Source organism: Streptomyces sp. NPDC055400 (assembly GCF_053644375.1).
This window is the reverse complement of the sequence record NZ_JBSHLM010000011.1, coordinates 311460-328140: the sequence shown is the minus strand read 5'-3', so window position 1 is coordinate 328140 and position 16681 is coordinate 311460. Positions and strand designations below refer to the sequence as shown.

General features: G+C 73.9%; 11 protein-coding genes. 6 read left to right on the top strand and 5 right to left on the bottom strand.

Features of this window, described 5'->3' with window-relative positions:
- The first annotated feature begins 19 nt into the window (after positions 1–19).
- Genes ACWIGU_RS28530 through ACWIGU_RS28515 form a run of 4 tightly spaced genes read left to right on the top strand, consistent with a single transcriptional unit; the run spans position 20 to position 10212 of the window.
- Positions 20–7927 (top strand): amino acid adenylation domain-containing protein, encoded by a 7908-nt coding sequence (locus ACWIGU_RS28530; RefSeq protein WP_454404558.1) that lies wholly within the window; start codon positions 20–22, stop codon positions 7925–7927.
- Positions 7928–7946: 19 nt separating this feature from the next.
- The gene (fabD, locus tag ACWIGU_RS28525) at positions 7947–8837 is read left to right on the top strand and encodes an ACP S-malonyltransferase (protein WP_454404557.1); all 891 of its coding nucleotides are present in this window, start codon (positions 7947–7949) and stop codon (positions 8835–8837) included.
- Complete coding sequence (locus ACWIGU_RS28520) at positions 8834–9691, top strand: 4'-phosphopantetheinyl transferase family protein (RefSeq protein WP_454404556.1); 858 nt, start codon at positions 8834–8836, stop codon at positions 9689–9691. Before fabD ends, ACWIGU_RS28520 begins: the two co-directional genes overlap by 4 nt.
- Positions 9688–10212, top strand: a complete 525-nt coding sequence (locus ACWIGU_RS28515; protein WP_454404555.1) for a flavin reductase family protein — start codon at positions 9688–9690, stop codon at positions 10210–10212. The genes ACWIGU_RS28520 and ACWIGU_RS28515 overlap by 4 nt, the downstream gene beginning before the upstream one ends.
- Positions 10213–10236: 24 nt before the next feature.
- Here the strand turns inward: ACWIGU_RS28515 and ACWIGU_RS28510 are convergent, their stop codons facing one another.
- From ACWIGU_RS28510 to ACWIGU_RS28490, 5 genes are all read right to left on the bottom strand, one after another.
- Positions 10237–11250 carry an AfsR/SARP family transcriptional regulator gene (locus ACWIGU_RS28510; protein WP_454404554.1) on the bottom strand — a complete coding sequence of 338 codons (1014 nt, stop codon included), beginning with the start codon at positions 11248–11250 and terminating at the stop codon, positions 10237–10239.
- A 48-nt stretch (positions 11251–11298) separates the two neighbouring features.
- Positions 11299–12483: an N-methyl-L-tryptophan oxidase gene (gene solA, locus ACWIGU_RS28505; protein WP_454404553.1), complete on the bottom strand. Its 1185-nt coding sequence runs from the start codon at positions 12481–12483 to the stop codon at positions 11299–11301.
- The gene (locus ACWIGU_RS28500; RefSeq protein WP_454404552.1) at positions 12480–13211 is read right to left on the bottom strand and encodes a thioesterase II family protein; all 732 of its coding nucleotides are present in this window, start codon (positions 13209–13211) and stop codon (positions 12480–12482) included. Before ACWIGU_RS28500 ends, solA begins: the two co-directional genes overlap by 4 nt.
- A 14-nt stretch (positions 13212–13225) precedes the next feature.
- Complete coding sequence (locus ACWIGU_RS28495; RefSeq protein WP_454404551.1) at positions 13226–14296, bottom strand: LLM class flavin-dependent oxidoreductase; 1071 nt, start codon at positions 14294–14296, stop codon at positions 13226–13228.
- Between the two features lie 190 nt (positions 14297–14486).
- Complete coding sequence (locus ACWIGU_RS28490) at positions 14487–14774, bottom strand: phosphopantetheine-binding protein (protein ID WP_454404550.1); 288 nt, start codon at positions 14772–14774, stop codon at positions 14487–14489.
- Positions 14775–15024: 250 nt separating this feature from the next.
- Between ACWIGU_RS28490 and ACWIGU_RS28485 the strand changes: the two genes are divergently transcribed.
- Both ACWIGU_RS28485 and ACWIGU_RS28480 read left to right on the top strand, forming a co-directional pair.
- Complete coding sequence (locus tag ACWIGU_RS28485; protein WP_454404549.1) at positions 15025–15846, top strand: AfsR/SARP family transcriptional regulator; 822 nt, start codon at positions 15025–15027, stop codon at positions 15844–15846.
- Positions 15847–15916: 70 nt separating this feature from the next.
- Positions 15917–16675, top strand: coding sequence for a thioesterase II family protein (locus tag ACWIGU_RS28480; protein ID WP_454404548.1), 759 nt, complete (start codon positions 15917–15919; stop codon positions 16673–16675).
- Positions 16676–16681: the final 6 nt, after the last annotated feature.

Here is a 16681-nt window from a genome sequence, read left to right as displayed (position 1 = left end):
GGAACCGGAGAACCCAGCCATGCCGCAGACCGACCCCACCGCCCGGTTCGAACCGTTCGCCCTCACCGAAGTCCAGGAGTCGTTCTACGTGGGCCGTACGCTCGGGGGCGGCAACGGTCCCGGAACCCAGATCCACCTGGAGTTCGAGGCCGACGCCTTCGACACCGACCGTGCGGAGGCCGCCTGGAACGACGTGGTCGCCGCCACCGACATGCTGCGGGCCCACGTCCTGCCCGACGCACGGCAGACGGTGCGCGAACAGGTGCCCGCCCACCGGTTCGTCCGGGCCGACCTGACCACCGCCTCGCCCGCCGAGCGGGACGCCGAACTGGCGCGGCTGCGCCGGGAGGCGCTGGCGGGGTTCGACCCGCACCGCTGGCCGCTCTTCGCGATCCGCGTCGCGCACCTGGCGGGCGGCCGGGCCCGGGTGCTGTTCACCGTGGACGAGCTGATCGCCGACGGACCGAGCGTCTCGCTGCTGCTTCAGCAGTGGTACGAGCGGTACGCCCACGGGACCGCGGTCACCGAGCCCGCACTCACCTTCCGCGCGTACTGCGCCGCCGGCGCGGCCGCCGAGGTGCCTCCGGCCTCCCTGACGTACTGGCGCGACCAGCTCGCGGACATCGACCTCGAACGCCCGCTGCCCCTGGGGGACGGCGCCGCGGACGGGCCCGGCCACCGCAGGCTCGCCCTGCGCCTGGAGCCCGATCGCTGGGAGCGGGTGAAGGCCGCGGCCAAGGAGGCCAGGGCGACCCCGACCGCGCTGCTGCTCGCCTTGTGCACGGCCGCGGTGCAGGGCGCCGACGGCGGCGGTCAGGCGCCGCTGCCCGTCGTCCTCACCACGTACAACCGGCAGCGGGTGCACGCCGATGTGCCACGCCTGGTCGGCCCGTTCATCTCGACGTCCGTCTTCGTCGCGCCGCCCGCGACGGGCACCGCGGGGGAGCGGCTCGACCTGGTGCGCGCCCGGCTGTGGAGCGACCTGGAACACGCGGCGGTCAGCGGCGTACGGGCCCTGCGGGAACGGGCGCGGACCGAACCCGGCCGCCGGGGCCTTACGGTGCCGATGGTCTTCACCAGCCTCCTCGGCAGCCTGTCAGCTCTGAGCGACGATCCGGACAACTGGGCGGCCCGGGTGGACCTGGAGTCCTCGGCGACGCTCACCCCGGGCGTCCACCTGGAGAGCTGTGTGCAGGAACGCGACGGGGCGCTCCTGGTCTCGTGGGACTTCGCGCCGAGTGCCGTGGACGGCACCCGGACCGAGAACGCCTTCGCCGCGCTGCGCACGGCACTCGAGCGGATCGCGCACGAGGGGACGGACGCCTTCGCGCTGCCCGCCGCGCTCCCCGGCCCCGACGACGCTGCCGGTTCCGCCGACGAGGCCGGGGACCCCATCCCCCTCACCGACGTCCAGTCGGCCTATCTCGTCGGGCGGATCGGCGGCCTCGGCGGGGATGCCGAGACGAGGGTCTACCAGGAGTTCCTGCTCCGACGGCACGACGTCGACGCGCTCGAACAGGCCTGGAACCGGCTCGTCGCGCACCACCCCATGCTGCGGGCCGCCGTCCACGAGGACGGCACGCTCACCGTTGCTCCGACCGTCCCCCCGTACCGCATCGCCCGCCACGACCTGACCGCGGCGGCCGACGTCGAGGCCGCGCTCGCCGACATCGGCGCGCGGCTGCGCGACACCACGTTCCCGCTGGGCAGCAGCCCGATGTACGCGCTCGAGGCCAGCGCGCTGCCCGACGGAACCCTCGTGCTGCACGTGGTCCTCGACGCCCTGCTCGCGGACGCCCGCAGCTTCGCGCTCCTGTTCGGCCAGCTCTTCGCCCTGCACGACGGCGACGACCGCGTCCTGGACACCCCCGCCGATCCGACGGCCCACCTGCGCGCGCTGCCCGCACGCAGGCGCACCGGGGCCGGGGAGCGGGCGCGCACCGCCTGGCGCGAGAAGTTCGCCGCCCTGCCGTCCGGCCCCGCCCTGCCCGAGCCCGCTCCCGGCGCGCCGCGCGCCCACCGCAGGGCGCCGCTCGGATCGTGGCGTGAGCTCACCGAGCGCGCCGCGGCCATCGGCGTCCCGGCCGACCTCGTGCTGCTCACCGCGTACACCGACGAACTGCGCGCCGAGTACGGGGCCGCGGGCCCGTTCACCGTCACCGTCGTCTCCTGGGACCGCCCCCACGGCCTCGCGCACGCCGACGCGATGGTCGCCGACTTCACCCAGCTCGCCTGGGTCACCGTCGACGACTCGCTCCCCGACGGCTTCGCCGAGCGCGCCCGCGAGCTGTGGAGCCGGGTCCGTGCCGACCTGGAGCGCGCCGAACTGGTCCCGGGTCTGGGCGAGTTGCGCACCCGGGTGTTCCGCTCGGGCGGCGCGCTGCGGCTGCCGGTGGTCTTCACCCGCGTTCCGGAGATCGACGCCGCCCTGCACCCGGACGGCGTGCTGCTGCGCACCAGCCAGTCGCAGACCGCCCAGGTGGCGCTCGACCATGTGCCGCTGCTCGTCGGCGACGAGCTCGCCGGACAGTGGGACGCGGCCGACGGCGCCCTCGCGCCGGACCGCCTGGACGCGATGTTCGAGCGGTACGCGCGCCGGGTGCGGGAGTTCGTCGCGGGGGAGCAGTCCTCTGAGCAGAGCTTTGAACTGGCCTCTGAGCGGGCCTCTGAGCGGGCCTCTGACCAGGCCTCTGACCAGGCCTTTGAACAGGCCTTTGAACAGGCCTTTGAACAGGCCTGTTCAAAGGCCTCCGCACCGACCGGGAGTGCCGGGTCCGTCGACGACCACACGCCCGTGACGCTCGTCGAACTCGTCGAGGCCGCGTTCGCCGCGCACGCCGAGCGGGACGCCGTCCACTACGCCGGGCGGACCCTCACCTACGGCGAACTCGACCGCCGCACCGCCCGGCTGGCCCGTCACCTGCACGCTCTCGGGGTGCGCCCCGGCGACCACGTCGCCGTCCACATGGACCGCTCCGAGCGCCTGGTGGCCACCCTGCTCGGCATCGTGCGCGCGGGCGCCGTCTACGTCCCCGTCGATCCGGCCAACCCGCCCGAGCGCGTGCGCTACCTCCTTCAGGACAGCGGAGCCACGGTCGTGGTGGCCGACGAGGCCCTCGCCGCCGTTCCCACCGAGGCCGGCGCGGTCGTCGTCTGCCCGGACCGGGACGCGGACCGGGCCGCGCTCCACGCACTGCCGAGCACGCCGCCGGCCGTCACGGTGGGCCCCGACGACCCCGTCTACACGATCTACACCTCCGGGACGACCGGCCGGCCCAAGGGCTGCCGCAACACCCAACAGGGCGTCGCCAACCGGCTGCTGTGGATGCAGGACCGTTTCCGGCTCACCCCCGACGACCGGGTCGCCCAGAAGACCCCGTACGGATTCGACGTATCGGTCTGGGAGTTCTTCTGGCCGCTCCTCGCGGGCGCGTCCATCGTGGTCGCCCGGCCCGGCGGCCACGTCGACCCGGGCTATCTCGCGGGGCTGCTGCGCGACGAGAAGGTGACCGTCACCCACTTCGTGCCGTCCGTGCTCGGCATGTTCCTGCGCCACCCCGCAGCCTCCGCGTGCACCGCACTGCGCACGGTGTTCACCAGCGGCGAGGCACTCCCGGTCGCCACGATGCGGCAGTTCTACGAGGTGTTCGAGGCAGGCGGACAGGCGGCCGGCGGCCCCGAGCTGCACAACCTCTACGGGCCGACCGAGGCCGCCATCGACGTCACGCACTGGGCCTGCAGGCCCGACTGGGACGAGGCGACCGTGCCGATCGGACGCCCCGTCGCGCACACCCGCATCCACGTGGTGGACGAGCGGCTGCGCCCGGTGGCCCCCGGCACCCCCGGGGAGATCCTCATCGGCGGCCGCCAGGTCGCTCTCGGATACCACGGGCGGCCCGAGCTGACCGCCGAGCGATTCGTCGCGTCGCCCTTCCCCGGCCTCGACCCGTCGCCGCGGCTCTACCGCACGGGGGATCTCGGCCTGGTCGGTGAGGACGGCGAGATCCGCTATCTCGGGCGGATCGACGGCCAGTTCAAGCTGCGCGGGCTGCGCATCGAGCCCGAGGAGATCGAAGCGTCCCTCGCCGACGTGCCCGGGGTCGCCGAGGCGCGCGTGCTGCCGGTCCAGGACGAGGCCTCCGGCGAACAGGTCCTCGCCGCCGTCTGCGTGGCCCGCGAGAGGGACCGTGCGCCTCGGGTCTCGCAGATCCGCCGCGCCCTGGGCGACCTGCTGCCCGCGTACCTGATACCGAGCCACTTCCGCTTCGTGGAGGACCTTCCGTTGACGACGAACGGCAAACTGGACCGCCCGGCCGCAGCGGAGCTCTTCGGCGCGAAGCCGGCGTCCCCGCCGGTATCCGCGCCGGTGTCCGGGACAGACGTCCGCGGGGACATCCGGGCCGCCGTCGCCGACGTGCTCGGGGTCGCCGGACTCGACGGCGGAGCCGACCTGTTCGACCTCGGCGCCACCTCCTTCACCATGATCCGCATCGCGCAGGAGATCGAACGGCTCACCGGTACCGCGCTGCCGGTCGACGCGCTCATCAGCAAGCCGACGCTCGACGCCCTCACGGCGGCCGCCGTACCGGCGACGGACACGACACCCGCGACACCCCCGGCCTCCCCGGCGCCCTCGGACGGTGACGCCGCGCCGATCGGCGCCGAGGACGTCGCCCGCAGCGCCGCCGCGATACTCGGCGTGGACCGGGTCGGCCTGGACGCCGACCTGTTCGACCTGGGCGCGACCTCCTTCACGATGATCCGCATCGCCCAGGAGATCGAGGCGGTGACGGGAACACAGGTCCCCGTGGACGTCCTCATCCAGAGCCCCACCCCACGGTCCATCGCGCAGAGCGTCGCCCCGAAGCCCGCGCCTTCGACGCCCGCGCCCGCGACGCCCCCGTCCGCGCCCACCGCTTCCGCCGCCGGCCCCGACGTGCGAATCGCCCTGGACCCGGCGGCCAAGGCGGCCTTCAAGGAGGCCCGGGTCGCCGAGCGGGTGCTGCCCCCGTCGCTGCGCCGCGTCCCCGTCCCGCCGGCCGCCCCCGACGAGGCACGCGCCCTGTTCGACGCCTCCTCCTTCCGGGAGTTCACCGCCGGCCCGCTGCCCGCCCACGACCTCCTCGGCCTCCTCGCCGGCGTCACCTGGGGCGAGCTCGACGGCCGCGCCAAGCGCCGCTATCCGTCCGGCGGCGGCTTCTACCCGGTCCAGGTGTACGTGTACGTCGCCCCCGGCGCCGTACAGGACCTGGCACCCGGCCTGTACTACCTGCACCCGGCCGAGCGTGCCCTGATCGCCCTTGCCCCCGACGCCCGGTACGGCACGGACCTGCACGTCCACCACAACCGGGACCTCGTCGCCGGCTCCGGCTTCGGCGTGTTCCTGGTCTCCACCCCGGCCGCCATCGCCCCCGCCTACGGCGAACGCAACGCCACCCGCTTCTCCACCGTCGAGGCCGGGCACATCGCCCAGCTGCTGCTGACGGGAGCCCCCGAGCGAGGGCTCGGCCTGTGCGCGGTCGGGCAGATGGACTTCGACGCGGTCCGCGGCGACTTCGGCGTCGGCGGCGACCAGGAACTGCTGCTGTCCCTGTGGGGCGGCGCCCTCACCGAGCAGACCCGCGGCAGGCGCGCCGCGCTCGCCCCCGACGCCCTCACCCCGGCCGCGCCCGTGCCCTCGCCGCGGGGCGAGCGGGCCGTCGCCGTCGTCGGCTTCGCCGCCGAACTGCCCGGGGCCCGCACCCTCGACGAACTCGACGACCTCATCGCCCGCTCCGGCACCGCCACCGGGCCCGCGCCCGCGCAGCGCTGGGCGCCGCTGCGCTCACGTGCCCGGCGCCCCGGCGCGGCCGTCGGCGGCTACCTCGACGACGTACTCGCCGTGGAGGCCGAGGAGTTCCGCATCCCTGAGTCCGAAGGCAGCGCCATCGACCCGCAGGAGCGCATCCTGCTGTCCGTCGCCCGCCGGTGCTTCGAGGACGCCGCGCTCACCCCGGACCGCCTCGACGGCCGGGTCGGGGTCTACGTCGGATCCATGTGGCAGGACCACGCCCTGTACGGCGTCGCCGCCCGCGCGGACGAACGCGCCGAAGACGGCACGCACGCCACCCGCGGCGGTCTCGCCCACCGCACCTCGCACGCCTTCGGCCTCACCGGACCCAGCCTGCTGATCGACAGCGGCTGCGTATCCGGTCTGGCCGCGGTCGAGGCGGCCTACCGGGCCGTCGCCGACGGACGCTGCGAGGCCGCGCTCGCCGCCGGATCCAACCTGGTGCTCCACCCCGACCACCTCGACGTCCTGTCCGAGATGGGCCTCGTCGCCCAGGACGCCGATTCCTGCGCCTTCACGGACCGGGCCAGCGGCTGGCTGGTCGGCGAAGGGGTCGGCGCGGTCCTGCTCAAGCCGCTGGACCGGGCGCTTGCCGACGGGGACCCGGTGCACGCCGTGCTGCGCGGCGGCGCGCTCCAGCACTCCGGTACGACACGCCAGTTCGGCATCCCGGACCCTGAGCGGCAGGAGGCCACCATGCGGGCCGCGCTCGACGACGCCGGGATCGGGCCCGCCGACATCGGGTACGTCGAGGCGGCCGCGGCCGGCGCCGCGCTCGCCGACGCACTCGAATTCACCGCGCTGGGACGGCTGTTCGGCGGCGACGGCACAGCCGCAGCCCCTGTGCCGGTCGGCACGGTCAAGCCCCACACCGGGCACCTGGAGGCGGCCTCGGTCTTCGCGCAACTGGGCAAGGTCGTCACCCAGTTCCGCCGCGCCGACGTGTACCCGACGCTGCTCACCTCGGCGGTGAACCCGGCGCTCAACCGCACCGGAGGACCGGTCACCCTGGCTACCGAGGGCGCCGGCCGCTGGCGCACCGCACCCGGTGCGCCCCGCCGCGTCCTGGTCAACGGCTTCGCGGGCGGCGGCTCGTACGGCAGCCTCGTCGTCGAGGAACCGCCGGCCGTACAGCAGGGCCCCGACGACCAGGGAACCTGGGCGCTGCCGCTGTCCGCCGACACGCCGCACAACCTCGCCGCGCTCGCCGACAGCCTCGCCGACGCCTGGGCGCGGGACCCGTCCCTGGGGGCCGGGCGTGTGGCCCGCGCCCTGCGCGAGGGCCGCACCGACCGCCCGGCGCGCGGGGGTCTGGTCACGGACGCCGCAGGGGCTGTCGCGGGCCTGCGCGCGCTGGCCCACCGCATGCGCTGCGGCGGCGAGGGCGTCGTCGTCGCGGGCGCCGACAGCCCGCGGCGGGAGGCGGACATGCTGGCGGCGTGGGCGGCCGGGGAGCAGGTCGACTGGCCCCCGATCGCCGCGGTCAAGGCAGCACTCCCGGCCACACCACTGACCCGTACGCGCTACCCGCTTCCGACCGGACCGGCCGCTGCGACCCCAACGACCGCACTGGCCGCACCGGCCGCAACGACCGCACTGGCCGCACTGGCCACAACGACCGCACCGGAGGCACCGGCTGCAACGGCCGCCCCGGCCATCCCGGCCGCCCCGGCAATCCCGGCCGCGCTGTCCGGACCGACCGCCCCGCCCGCGGCTGCCGCGCCCCTGTCTGCGCCCGCGCCCGAAGCCGCCGGCGCTCTCTCGGCCCGCCTCGGCTCCGTCTGGGGAATCGGCCTCGCCGAGGAGCCCGCACCGGTGGCCTGCGCCGCCCCGGGCGGAGCCGGCGCCGAACCCGCTGCCGCCGCCCCCTTCACCCGCCTGTCCCGGATCATCGCCGCCGAGCTCGGGACCGACACCAGCCAGCTCCGCCGTGAACAGGACCTGTTCGCCCTCGGAGCCACCAGCAGGCAGCTCCTGCGCCTGGCTGCCCGCATCGCCGTCGACGGAGGCCGCGAGCTCCCGCTGGAGACCCTCTTCACCGCGGCCGACCTCGGCGACCTCGCCGACCAGGCCTTCCCCACACCTGTGACCGTCTGAGCCGAAGGAAGTGACCACCATGACGCGGATCTTCATGTTCCCCGGCCAGGGCGCCCAGAGCGTCGGCATGGGCCGGGAACTGTTCGCCCGATTTCCTGACGCGGAGCAGGAGGCGGCCGACGTGCTCGGCTACAGCCTGCGCCGGCTGTGCCTGGAGGACCCCGAGGGGCAGCTCGGCAACACCCGCTACACCCAGCCCGCCCTGTTCGTCGTCAACGCCCTGGCCCACCGCGCCCACCTGGAGGACGGCGGCGAGCGCCCGGACCTCGCGGTGGGACACAGCCTGGGCGAGTACAACGCCCTGCACGCGGCGGGTGCGTTCGGCTTCGCCGACGGGCTGCGGCTCGTCGCCGCGCGCGCCGCGGCGATGGCCGGGATCACCGGCGGCGGCATGAGCGCCGTCATCGGCCTGCCGGAGAGTCAGCTGCGCTTCCTGCTGCTGCGTGCCGGGTTCGGCTCCCTCGATCTGGCCAACCTCAACACCCCCGGCCAGATCGTCCTCGCGGGACCGGCCGACGACCTGGCGGAGGCGGGGCCGATCCTGGAGGACGCGGGCGCCCGCATGGTGCGCCGTCTCGACGTCAGCGGCCCGTTCCACTCGCGCTACATGACCCCGGCCGCCGAGAGCCTCGGCCCCGTCGTGCGGGCGACACCGTTCCGCCCCCTCGCGTACCCGGTGATCGCCAACGCCACCGCCCGCCCCTACGAGCACCACCGCATCGGTGAGACCCTGCTCCAGCAGATCCACCAGCCGGTGCGCTGGCACGAGACCGTCGAGGCGATCCTCACCGGCGTCTACGGTCCCGAGCCCGAGTTCACCGAGATCGGCACCGGCAGGGTGCTGGCCGGCATGCTGCGGCAGATCCGCCGCGAGCGGGACCAGCTTCTGACCGGGGCGGGCACTCGATGACCGGTGAGCGCCCGGGCGGTGGCCGGGACACCGTGGGGATCTGGTTCTGCCCCAACGAAGGCCTCGACGAGGCGACCAGCACCCTGCTGGCGCGGAACTGGCTCGATGAGCACGAGCGCGAGATCGCCGGCCGGTTCCTGTTCGAGCGTGACCGGCGGCAGTACCTCGTCGCCCACAGCCTCGTACGGCGCGTGCTGTCCCTGGAGACCGGCATCCCCGAGGCCGACGCCACGATCTGGCGTTCCTCGCGCGGCCGCCCCTTCCTGCAGTCGCCGCCCGGTGGCCTGCCCGGCGGCGGGCGCGACCTGGACTTCAACCTCTCGCACGCGCACGGCTTCAACGTCGTCGCCGTCGCCCGCGACCGCCGGGTCGGTGTCGACATCGAGCGGATCGACCGGGGCGGCGAACGCGGCTTCGAGTGGATCGTGGAGTCGTTCGCGCCGGAGGAGCGCGCGTACCTCGCCGCCATCGCGGAGGGCGCGCGGCGCGACCGGGCCACGCTGCGGCTGTGGACCCTGAAGGAGGCGTACGCCAAGGCCCGGGGTCTCGGTCTGGGGCTGCCGTTCGACTCGTTCGCCTTCGAACTGGACGAGGAACAGGGCGTGCTGGGGTTCAGGCCGCCCGCGGGTGACAGTGCGGACCGCTGGTGCTTCGCCGAACTGGCGCCGCGGCCGCAGGTGCTGGTGTCCCTCTGTGTGGAGCGCGGGGCGGACGGCTCCGCGCCGCGGCGGCTGGAGGTCCATGACGGCTTTCCCTGGGGCCGCGCCGCGCCGCGTGAACTGTCGCTGCCCGCGCCGCACCGTGAGCTGCGCCCGCTCGCGGACGCCGTATCCGCGATCGAGGAGCACGTATGACTGGACTGCAGGAAAAGTCCCGCCCCGTGGTCGCCCCGCAGGCCTTCCGGGACGCGATGGCGCTGCTGGCCGCACCGGTCAGCATCGTCACCGCCCTCGACCCGGACGGTCGGCGCCGCGGTTTCACGGCCAGTTCGGTGACCTCCGTCTCGCTGGAGCCACCGCTGATCATGGTCGGTATCGCGCTGACCTCCAGCTGTCACGCGACGCTGACGCGTGCCGAGGAGTTCGTGGTCAACGTGCTCGGCGAGGGCCACCGGGCGCTCGCGCGGCGCTTCGCCACGCAGGACGTCGACCGGTTCACGGGCGGTGGCTTCGCGGCGTGGGAGGGGGCCGGCACGCCGTACCTCCCGGACGCGGCGCTCCTCGTACGCTGCCGCACGGCGCGCATCGTCCGCGCCGGGGACCATGACCTCGTGCTCGGGACGCCGGCCGAGATCCGCCCCGGCGCCGCCCCTGCGGCCGATCCCCTGCTGTGGTACCGGCGCGGCTTCCACACAGCGCGCGAGCACCGGATCTGACCTGCCGGCCGCCCGGCGGCGGGCCTACTGGCCCGCCGCCGGATGCGCGGTCAGCCGGTCGAACCGGCGCATCAGCTCCTCCTGTTCCCGTGAGAGCCGCTCGATGCGGTGCCGCAGCCGGGTGATCTCCCCGCTCAGGCTCAGCACGGTCGCGTCGGGCCCGGCATCCCCGCCGGTCACGCCCGGCCCTGTCACGCCGGTCCGTGCCGGCAGCGGCATCGGGTGCACCGAAGCCACCCGCTCGGCCGCCCCCGGCGCCGCGAGACCCGGATCGTGCTGGAGGATCGCGTCCATCCGGCCGCGCAGCGCGGGACCCGGCTCCACACCCAGCTCGTGCACCAGGCGCTTGCGCGCACGGTCGTACACGCTCAGGGCCTCGGCCTGGCGTCCGCACCGGTAGAGGGCCACCATCAGCAGATCGTAGAACCGCTCCCGCATCGGATGATCCGTCGTCAGCTCCTCCAGCTCCCCGATGATCTCGTCGTGCCGCGCCGCGCGCAGACACGCGTCGTACAGCGTCTCCAGAGCGGTGAGCCGGTTCTCCTCCAGCTGCGCCGCCTCGGCCGCGCAGATGTCCCCCCGCACACTGCCCTCCAGCGCGGGTCCCCGCCACAGCGCCAGGGCGCTGCGCAGCAGTTCGGCCGCGTGCTGCGGGTCGTCCGCGGCGGCGGCCCGCCCCCGGGTGGCCAGCTCGTTGAACCGTGCGGCGTCCGTGGTGTCCGCGGCGTCCCGGCCGAGGCGCAGGACGTAGCCGAGCGAGCGCGTCACGATCCACTCGTGGTGCGGCTCGCCCGATCCCGGTTCGGGCACGGGCAGGAGCCGGCGCAGCCGGGCCACATGGGCCTGGAGCGCGTTCGTCGCGTTGGCGGGCGGGTGCTCGCCCCACAGCTCGTCGATCAGCCGGTGGACGGACACGACCTGCCCGGACTTCACCACGAGTGCGCCCAGCAGGGCGCGTTGCTTGGCGCCCGTCGGAAGAATCCTCAGACCGGTTCGCTCGTCCTGGATCTCCACGGGACCGAGAATGCGGAACTGCATCTCTCCCTCGTATCTTCCTCGCGCGTCACGCCTCACGCGGCACGCGCGTCACTCGAACCGGTCGGGGTCGGTGAAGCCCAGGGGGAACGCGGGCTCCTTGCCCTGGACGAGGTCGGCGACCGCTTCGCCGATGCCCGTGGAGTGCTTGAAGCCGTGGCTGCTGCAGCCGCCCGCGACCACGAGCCCGGGATTGCCGCGTGGCCTGCCGATGACGAACTGGCCGTCCGGCGTGCGCGCGTAGATGTTCGCGGTGACCCGCGACGGGTCCGGGCCCACGCCCGGCACCGTCGTCGCGAGATGTCCGGCGAGTACGGACCAGTCGGCCGGTGCGACGGACCGGTCCACCGTCTCCGCGTCCACGACCCGGAAGTGCTTGCCGCCGTCCTCCAGGCCCAGCTTCACCTCGGTGCCGCCCGGCAGCGTGCCGTGGCCCCAGAGCACGTCCCCGCCGTCCAGTTCACGCATGAACACCGGCAGCCGCCCGAGCGTGAACCGCTCGTCCGGTACCTCGGGCGTGAACCATGTGGTGGGCATCCGTACGACCTCCAGCGGCAGGCCGGGCACCAGCTGATCCAGCCACGGACCGGCGCACACCACGACCTGCCCGACGCGCAGCACCCGGCCCGCGGCCGTGTGCACGGCGACGTCCGGCCCGGTGAACTCCAGCGCCGTGACGCGCGTGTCGGTGAGGACCCGGGCCCCCGCGGCCCGGGCCGCGCCGACCGCCGCCCGGATCGTCGCCTCCGGCAGCGTCAGTCCGCCCGCGGGCTCCACGACCCCGATGTGGTCCCGGGGCAGTCCTTCGTGGGCCGGGCAGCGCCGGCGCAGCGCGTCGCGGTCCAGCACCTCGACGTCCAGGCCGTGTTCACGGGCCGCCCGCAGGGCGCCGCCCACGATCCGGCCGTCCTCGGGCCCGATCAGCATCGCGCCGGTCGGCTCGAACAGGCGGGTGCCCGTCTCGTTCTCCAGCTGCTGCCACAGTGCCCGCGAACGCTGGGCCAGCGGTACCAGCGCGGGGTGCTCCAGGCACGCCGTGCGGAACATCCGGCTCTCGCCGTGGGAGGAGCCGTTGATGTTGGCGAGACCGTAGCGCTCGATCCCGATCGCCCGGATGCCGCGCCGGGCCAGCTGCCACAGCGCGCTCGCACCCCAGGCACCCAGGCCGACCACGGCTACGTCCGCTGTGTCGGCTGTGCGTGCGGTGTGGGCTGTATCGGTGTCCGGCCCGGTCATGACGGGCTCACCGCCGCCGACAGGGCGGCCGTCGCGTCCCGGGTGATCAGGTCGAGCAGGGGGCGCGGGTCGGCCTGGAAGTAGAAGTGGCCGCCTTCGGACATCCGCAGCCCCTGGAAGCGCTCGGCGTGCTGCTCCCAGGCGGCCAGCCGCTCGGGCGGCACGACGACGTCCTTCATGCCGCCGTACACGGCGACCGGCATCGTCAGCGGCGGGGTGTCCGCGAGCGGGCGCCAGCTCTCCACCAGCTTCAGGTCGTTGCGGATCGCCGGGGCGAACATCTCCCACAGGTCGGGGTCCCGCAGCACCTCGACGGGCGTGCCGCCCATCGCGGCGAGATGGAGGCGCAGCTCCTCGTCGGGCAGCGCGTGGCGACGGGTGTTCTCGCCCAGCGGGCGCGGCGCGCCGCGCGCCGACAGGCCGAGCCACACCGGCAGTTCACGCCCCTCGGCGGCGAGGCGACGCGTCATCTCGTACGCGACGAGCGCGCCCATGCTGTGCCCGAAGAAGGCGAACGGGCCGGTCAGATCGGCGGTGAGGCGGCGCAGGAAGAAGGCCGCCAGCTCACCCGCGTCGTCGATCGGCGGCTCGCCCGTGAGGCGGCCGCGGCCGGGCGCGTCCATGAGACGCACGTCCCAGTGGGCGGGCAGTTTGGCCGGCCACTCGCGGTACAACAGGTGGGAGCCGCCCGCGTGGTGGAAGACGAACAGGCGCAGAGGCTGCTGCATACCGTTCACCCCCCTCACGCGGCCGCGGCCGCGACGGCGGAGCCGGCGAACGCGGGGGCGACCTCGGCGGCGAACAGTTCCATGGCGCGCACGGCGCGCGCGTACGGCAGATGACCCGGGTTGAACTGCAGGCTCAGGCAGATGTCCGGGCCGTACCAGCCGCGGATCGTCTCGATCTGCGCGCGCACGTCGTCGGGCGTGCCCGCGAGGACCTTGTGGGCGGCGAGGGCCTGGCCGAAGTCGTAGGCACGCGCCTTCTCCACGAACTTCTCGTAGCCCGGGTACTGCTCGGAGCGCGCACCCGCCCAGGAGGCGACCGCGCCGGCCATCATGTCCACGTAGTTCTGCTCGTTGGCGCGGGCGTCCGCGAGGACCACGTCACGGTTCTCACCGAGGTAGCAGGTGTACTTGATCTGGATGCGGCCCGGACCCTCGTGCCCCGCGGCGCGCCGCGCCGTGCGGTAGGCGGCGGTCATCTCGGTGAGCTGCTGCTGACTGGTCACGGAGGGCACGACCTGAAGGTGGTGGCCCTGGGTGCCGGCCAGCGCGCACGACTCTGCGCTCGTCGCCGACGCGACGAACACCGGGGGACGGGGGCGCTGGTAGGGCAGGGGGAAGCCGGACACCGGGCCGAACCGGTGGACCTCGCCCTCGAAGCGGACCTCCTCGCCGCTCCACAGGGCGATGCACGCGTCGACGACCTCGGTGAAGCGGGTGCGGCTCTCCTCCATGGAGACGCCGAACAGCTCGAACTCGTCGGGCAGGAAACCGCGGCCGAAGCCGACGTCGAGGCGGCCGTGCGAGAGGTTGTCGAGGAGCGCGAGGCGTGCGGCGATCTGCACGGGGTGGGCGAACGACGCGACGACCGCGCCGGTCACCAGGCGTATGCGGCTGGTGCGCGCGGCGGCGGCGGTCAGGAACACGACCGGGTCGGGGCTGTAGCCGCCGTAGGCGGAGCCGTAGTGCTCGACGGTCTGGACGTGTTCGAACTCCAGCGCCTCGGCCAGCTCGACCAGTTGAAGACTCTCGTCGTAATAGGTGCTTGCACTCTTCTTCGCCGGGTCGACGACCGGGAAAAAGTTCACGCCGAATTCCATGGGGGCTCCGTCTGGTGATCCGTTTCCGGTGCTTCCCGGAAAACCATGAATAGCTCTTCGGCTATCGGACCATAGACGGATCGGAGCGTTCGCGGGGCGGACACGAGTGCCTCTCAAGGGGCCGTAGGTGAGGCCTTGAGGCGCGAAACCGGCCACCGTCCCACGGATACCGGCCCGTTCAGGCGGCGCGTGTGCCGTCGGCGGGGCGGGAAATCAGCTCCCACCAGTGGCCGAGCGTGGGACGGGCCATCAGCTCGGGAAAGCCCACCTCGACCCCGCGCCGGTGCCATGCGGCGATCAGCTGCATCGTGCTGATCGAATCCAGGCCGTGGTTGACCAAGTCGCCCTCGTCATCCGGGAGTTCGGACAGCTCCAGCTGCATCGCGCCGGCGACCATCTGCCGCAGCAGCTGCCGGGTCAGTGGATCCGCCTGCGCCGGCACATCACGCTTTTCACGGGTATTCATGGAAGGGAAGGTAATAGCGTCGCGACTCCTCCGGAAGGCGTTGCCGGCGCCCTATTCGAAGGGTCAGGCCCGCGTCAGTGCCGTGTCAGACAGAGGCGCGTGGAGAACTGCTCGAAGGCGCCTGGAGGATGACGCTGCGAAAGATCGAGGGCGGCTACGGTGCCTCTCGTCCCCGGCTCGTGAGGAAAAGACAGGAATCCGCTGTGCGGCGCAATATCGATGCCCATCGGATACCGGTACGGAGGAGACCATGAAGATTCAGGTTCTGGGTCCGCTGAGTGCCGCCGTCAACGGGATGTCGATCGTTCCGACGGCGGGCAAGCCACGGCAGATCCTCGCACTGCTCGCGCTCTACCCGGGACGTGTGGTGCCCGTGCCCACGCTCATGGAGGAGATCTGGGGGACCGAGCTGCCGCAGAGCGCGCTCACCACCCTGCAGACGTACATACTCCAGCTGCGCCGGCGCCTCGGCACGGCCATGGGGCCCGGCGTGCCGGGCGCCGCCAAGGACGTACTGGCCACCCGGCACGGCGGCTACCTCCTGCAGATCCCGTCCGAGGCCGTCGACGTGCGCGAGTACGAGCGTCTGGTCGCCGAGGGGCAGCAGGCCTCCGACGAGGGCGAGGACGAGCAGGCGGCCCGCGCCTACCGGGAGGCGCTCGGCCTGTGGGAGGGTGCCGCGCTGGTCGACGTGCGCGTCGGGCCCATCCTGTCGATCGAGGTCATGCGTCTGGAGGAGAGCCGGCTCGTCACCCGCGAGCGCCGCATCGACGCCGATCTGCGCCTCGGCCGCCATGTCGAGGTCATCGCCGAACTCACCGATCTGATCGCCCGTCACCCGCAGCACGAGGGACTGCACTCGCAGGCCATGGTGGCGCTCTACCGCTCCGGCCGGCAGGCGGCGGCGCTCGGCATCTACCAGCGGCTGCGCGGCCGGCTCATCGAGGAGCTCGGTGTCGAACCCGCGCCGCAGCTCCAGCGCCTGCACCACGCGATGCTCGCCGTCGACCCGAAGCTCGACGTCACCTGCGGGCCGCGCCGCTCCTCCACGTTCGACCTGTACGCCGCCTGACGGCCGTCGCCCTGCGGGTGGCCGGCCCGTTCAAGTCGTTCTCCAGGCCGGTCGGCGAGGCTCGGGTCCCATGGACGTAAGGCTGTACTGCTTCGCGCACGCCGGCGCGGGGGTGACGAGCTTCGGCCGCTGGCAGCAACGCTGCGGGCCGGGCATCGACATCGTCCCCATGCTGCTCCCGGGGCGTGAGGCCCGGCGCCGCGAGTCGCGGCCGACGGACCGCGACGCTCTGCTCGACGATCTGTTCGGCCCGCTCGCCGCAGCCGCCGAAGAAGGCCCGTACGCGCTGTACGGGCACAGCCTCGGCGGCATGGTCGCCCACACCCTCGCCCGCGCCCTCCTCGACGCCGGCCTGCCCGGTCCCCGGCTGCTCGCTGTCGGGGCCTGCCCCGCCCCGCACACCGTCGCGCCCGCCGCCGACCCGGGCGACCTCACCGACGAGCAACTGCTGCGCTTCGTCGGGGACCTGGGTTCCGCGCCGGACGGAGCGCTCGCCGAGCGGGGCAGCGTCTGGCACCGCACCGTCCTGCCAGTGCTGCGGGACGACCTCGAACTGGCCCGCGCGCTGCGCGCCGCCGCCATGGACGACGTCGCCAAGGGCCCCCTGCCGGTGCCCGTGCTCGCCGTCGGCGGCCGCGAGGACCCCGTGGTCGGGCCGGCCGCGCTGGCCGGCTGGCAGCGCTGGACCAGCAGTCGTTTCGTGCGCCGCACGGTGCCCGGCGACCACTTCTTCGTACGCGGCCCGGAACTGCCCCCGCTCATCGGACGTGCCTGCCGCGTGGCGCGCCGCACCGCGCTCGTACCCGGACCTGCTGGAGGACAACTGTGAGAGGAC

What these genes read in the sequence shown, in the direction of transcription:
- ACWIGU_RS28490 (WP_454404550.1), bottom strand. Translation starts at nt 14,774, where the DNA reads ATGAATACCCGTGAAAAGCGTGATGTGCCGGCGCAGGCGGATCCACTG.
- ACWIGU_RS28520 (WP_454404556.1), top strand. Translation starts at nt 8,834, where the DNA reads ATGACCGGTGAGCGCCCGGGCGGTGGCCGGGACACCGTGGGGATCTGG.
- ACWIGU_RS28500 (WP_454404552.1), bottom strand. Translation starts at nt 13,211, where the DNA reads ATGCAGCAGCCTCTGCGCCTGTTCGTCTTCCACCACGCGGGCGGCTCC.
- ACWIGU_RS28485 (WP_454404549.1), top strand. Translation starts at nt 15,025, where the DNA reads ATGAAGATTCAGGTTCTGGGTCCGCTGAGTGCCGCCGTCAACGGGATG.
- fabD (WP_454404557.1), top strand. Translation starts at nt 7,947, where the DNA reads ATGACGCGGATCTTCATGTTCCCCGGCCAGGGCGCCCAGAGCGTCGGC.
- ACWIGU_RS28530 (WP_454404558.1), top strand. Translation starts at nt 20, where the DNA reads ATGCCGCAGACCGACCCCACCGCCCGGTTCGAACCGTTCGCCCTCACC.
- ACWIGU_RS28510 (WP_454404554.1), bottom strand. Translation starts at nt 11,250, where the DNA reads ATGCAGTTCCGCATTCTCGGTCCCGTGGAGATCCAGGACGAGCGAACC.
- ACWIGU_RS28480 (WP_454404548.1), top strand. Translation starts at nt 15,917, where the DNA reads ATGGACGTAAGGCTGTACTGCTTCGCGCACGCCGGCGCGGGGGTGACG.
- ACWIGU_RS28515 (WP_454404555.1), top strand. Translation starts at nt 9,688, where the DNA reads ATGACTGGACTGCAGGAAAAGTCCCGCCCCGTGGTCGCCCCGCAGGCC.
- solA (WP_454404553.1), bottom strand. Translation starts at nt 12,483, where the DNA reads ATGACCGGGCCGGACACCGATACAGCCCACACCGCACGCACAGCCGAC.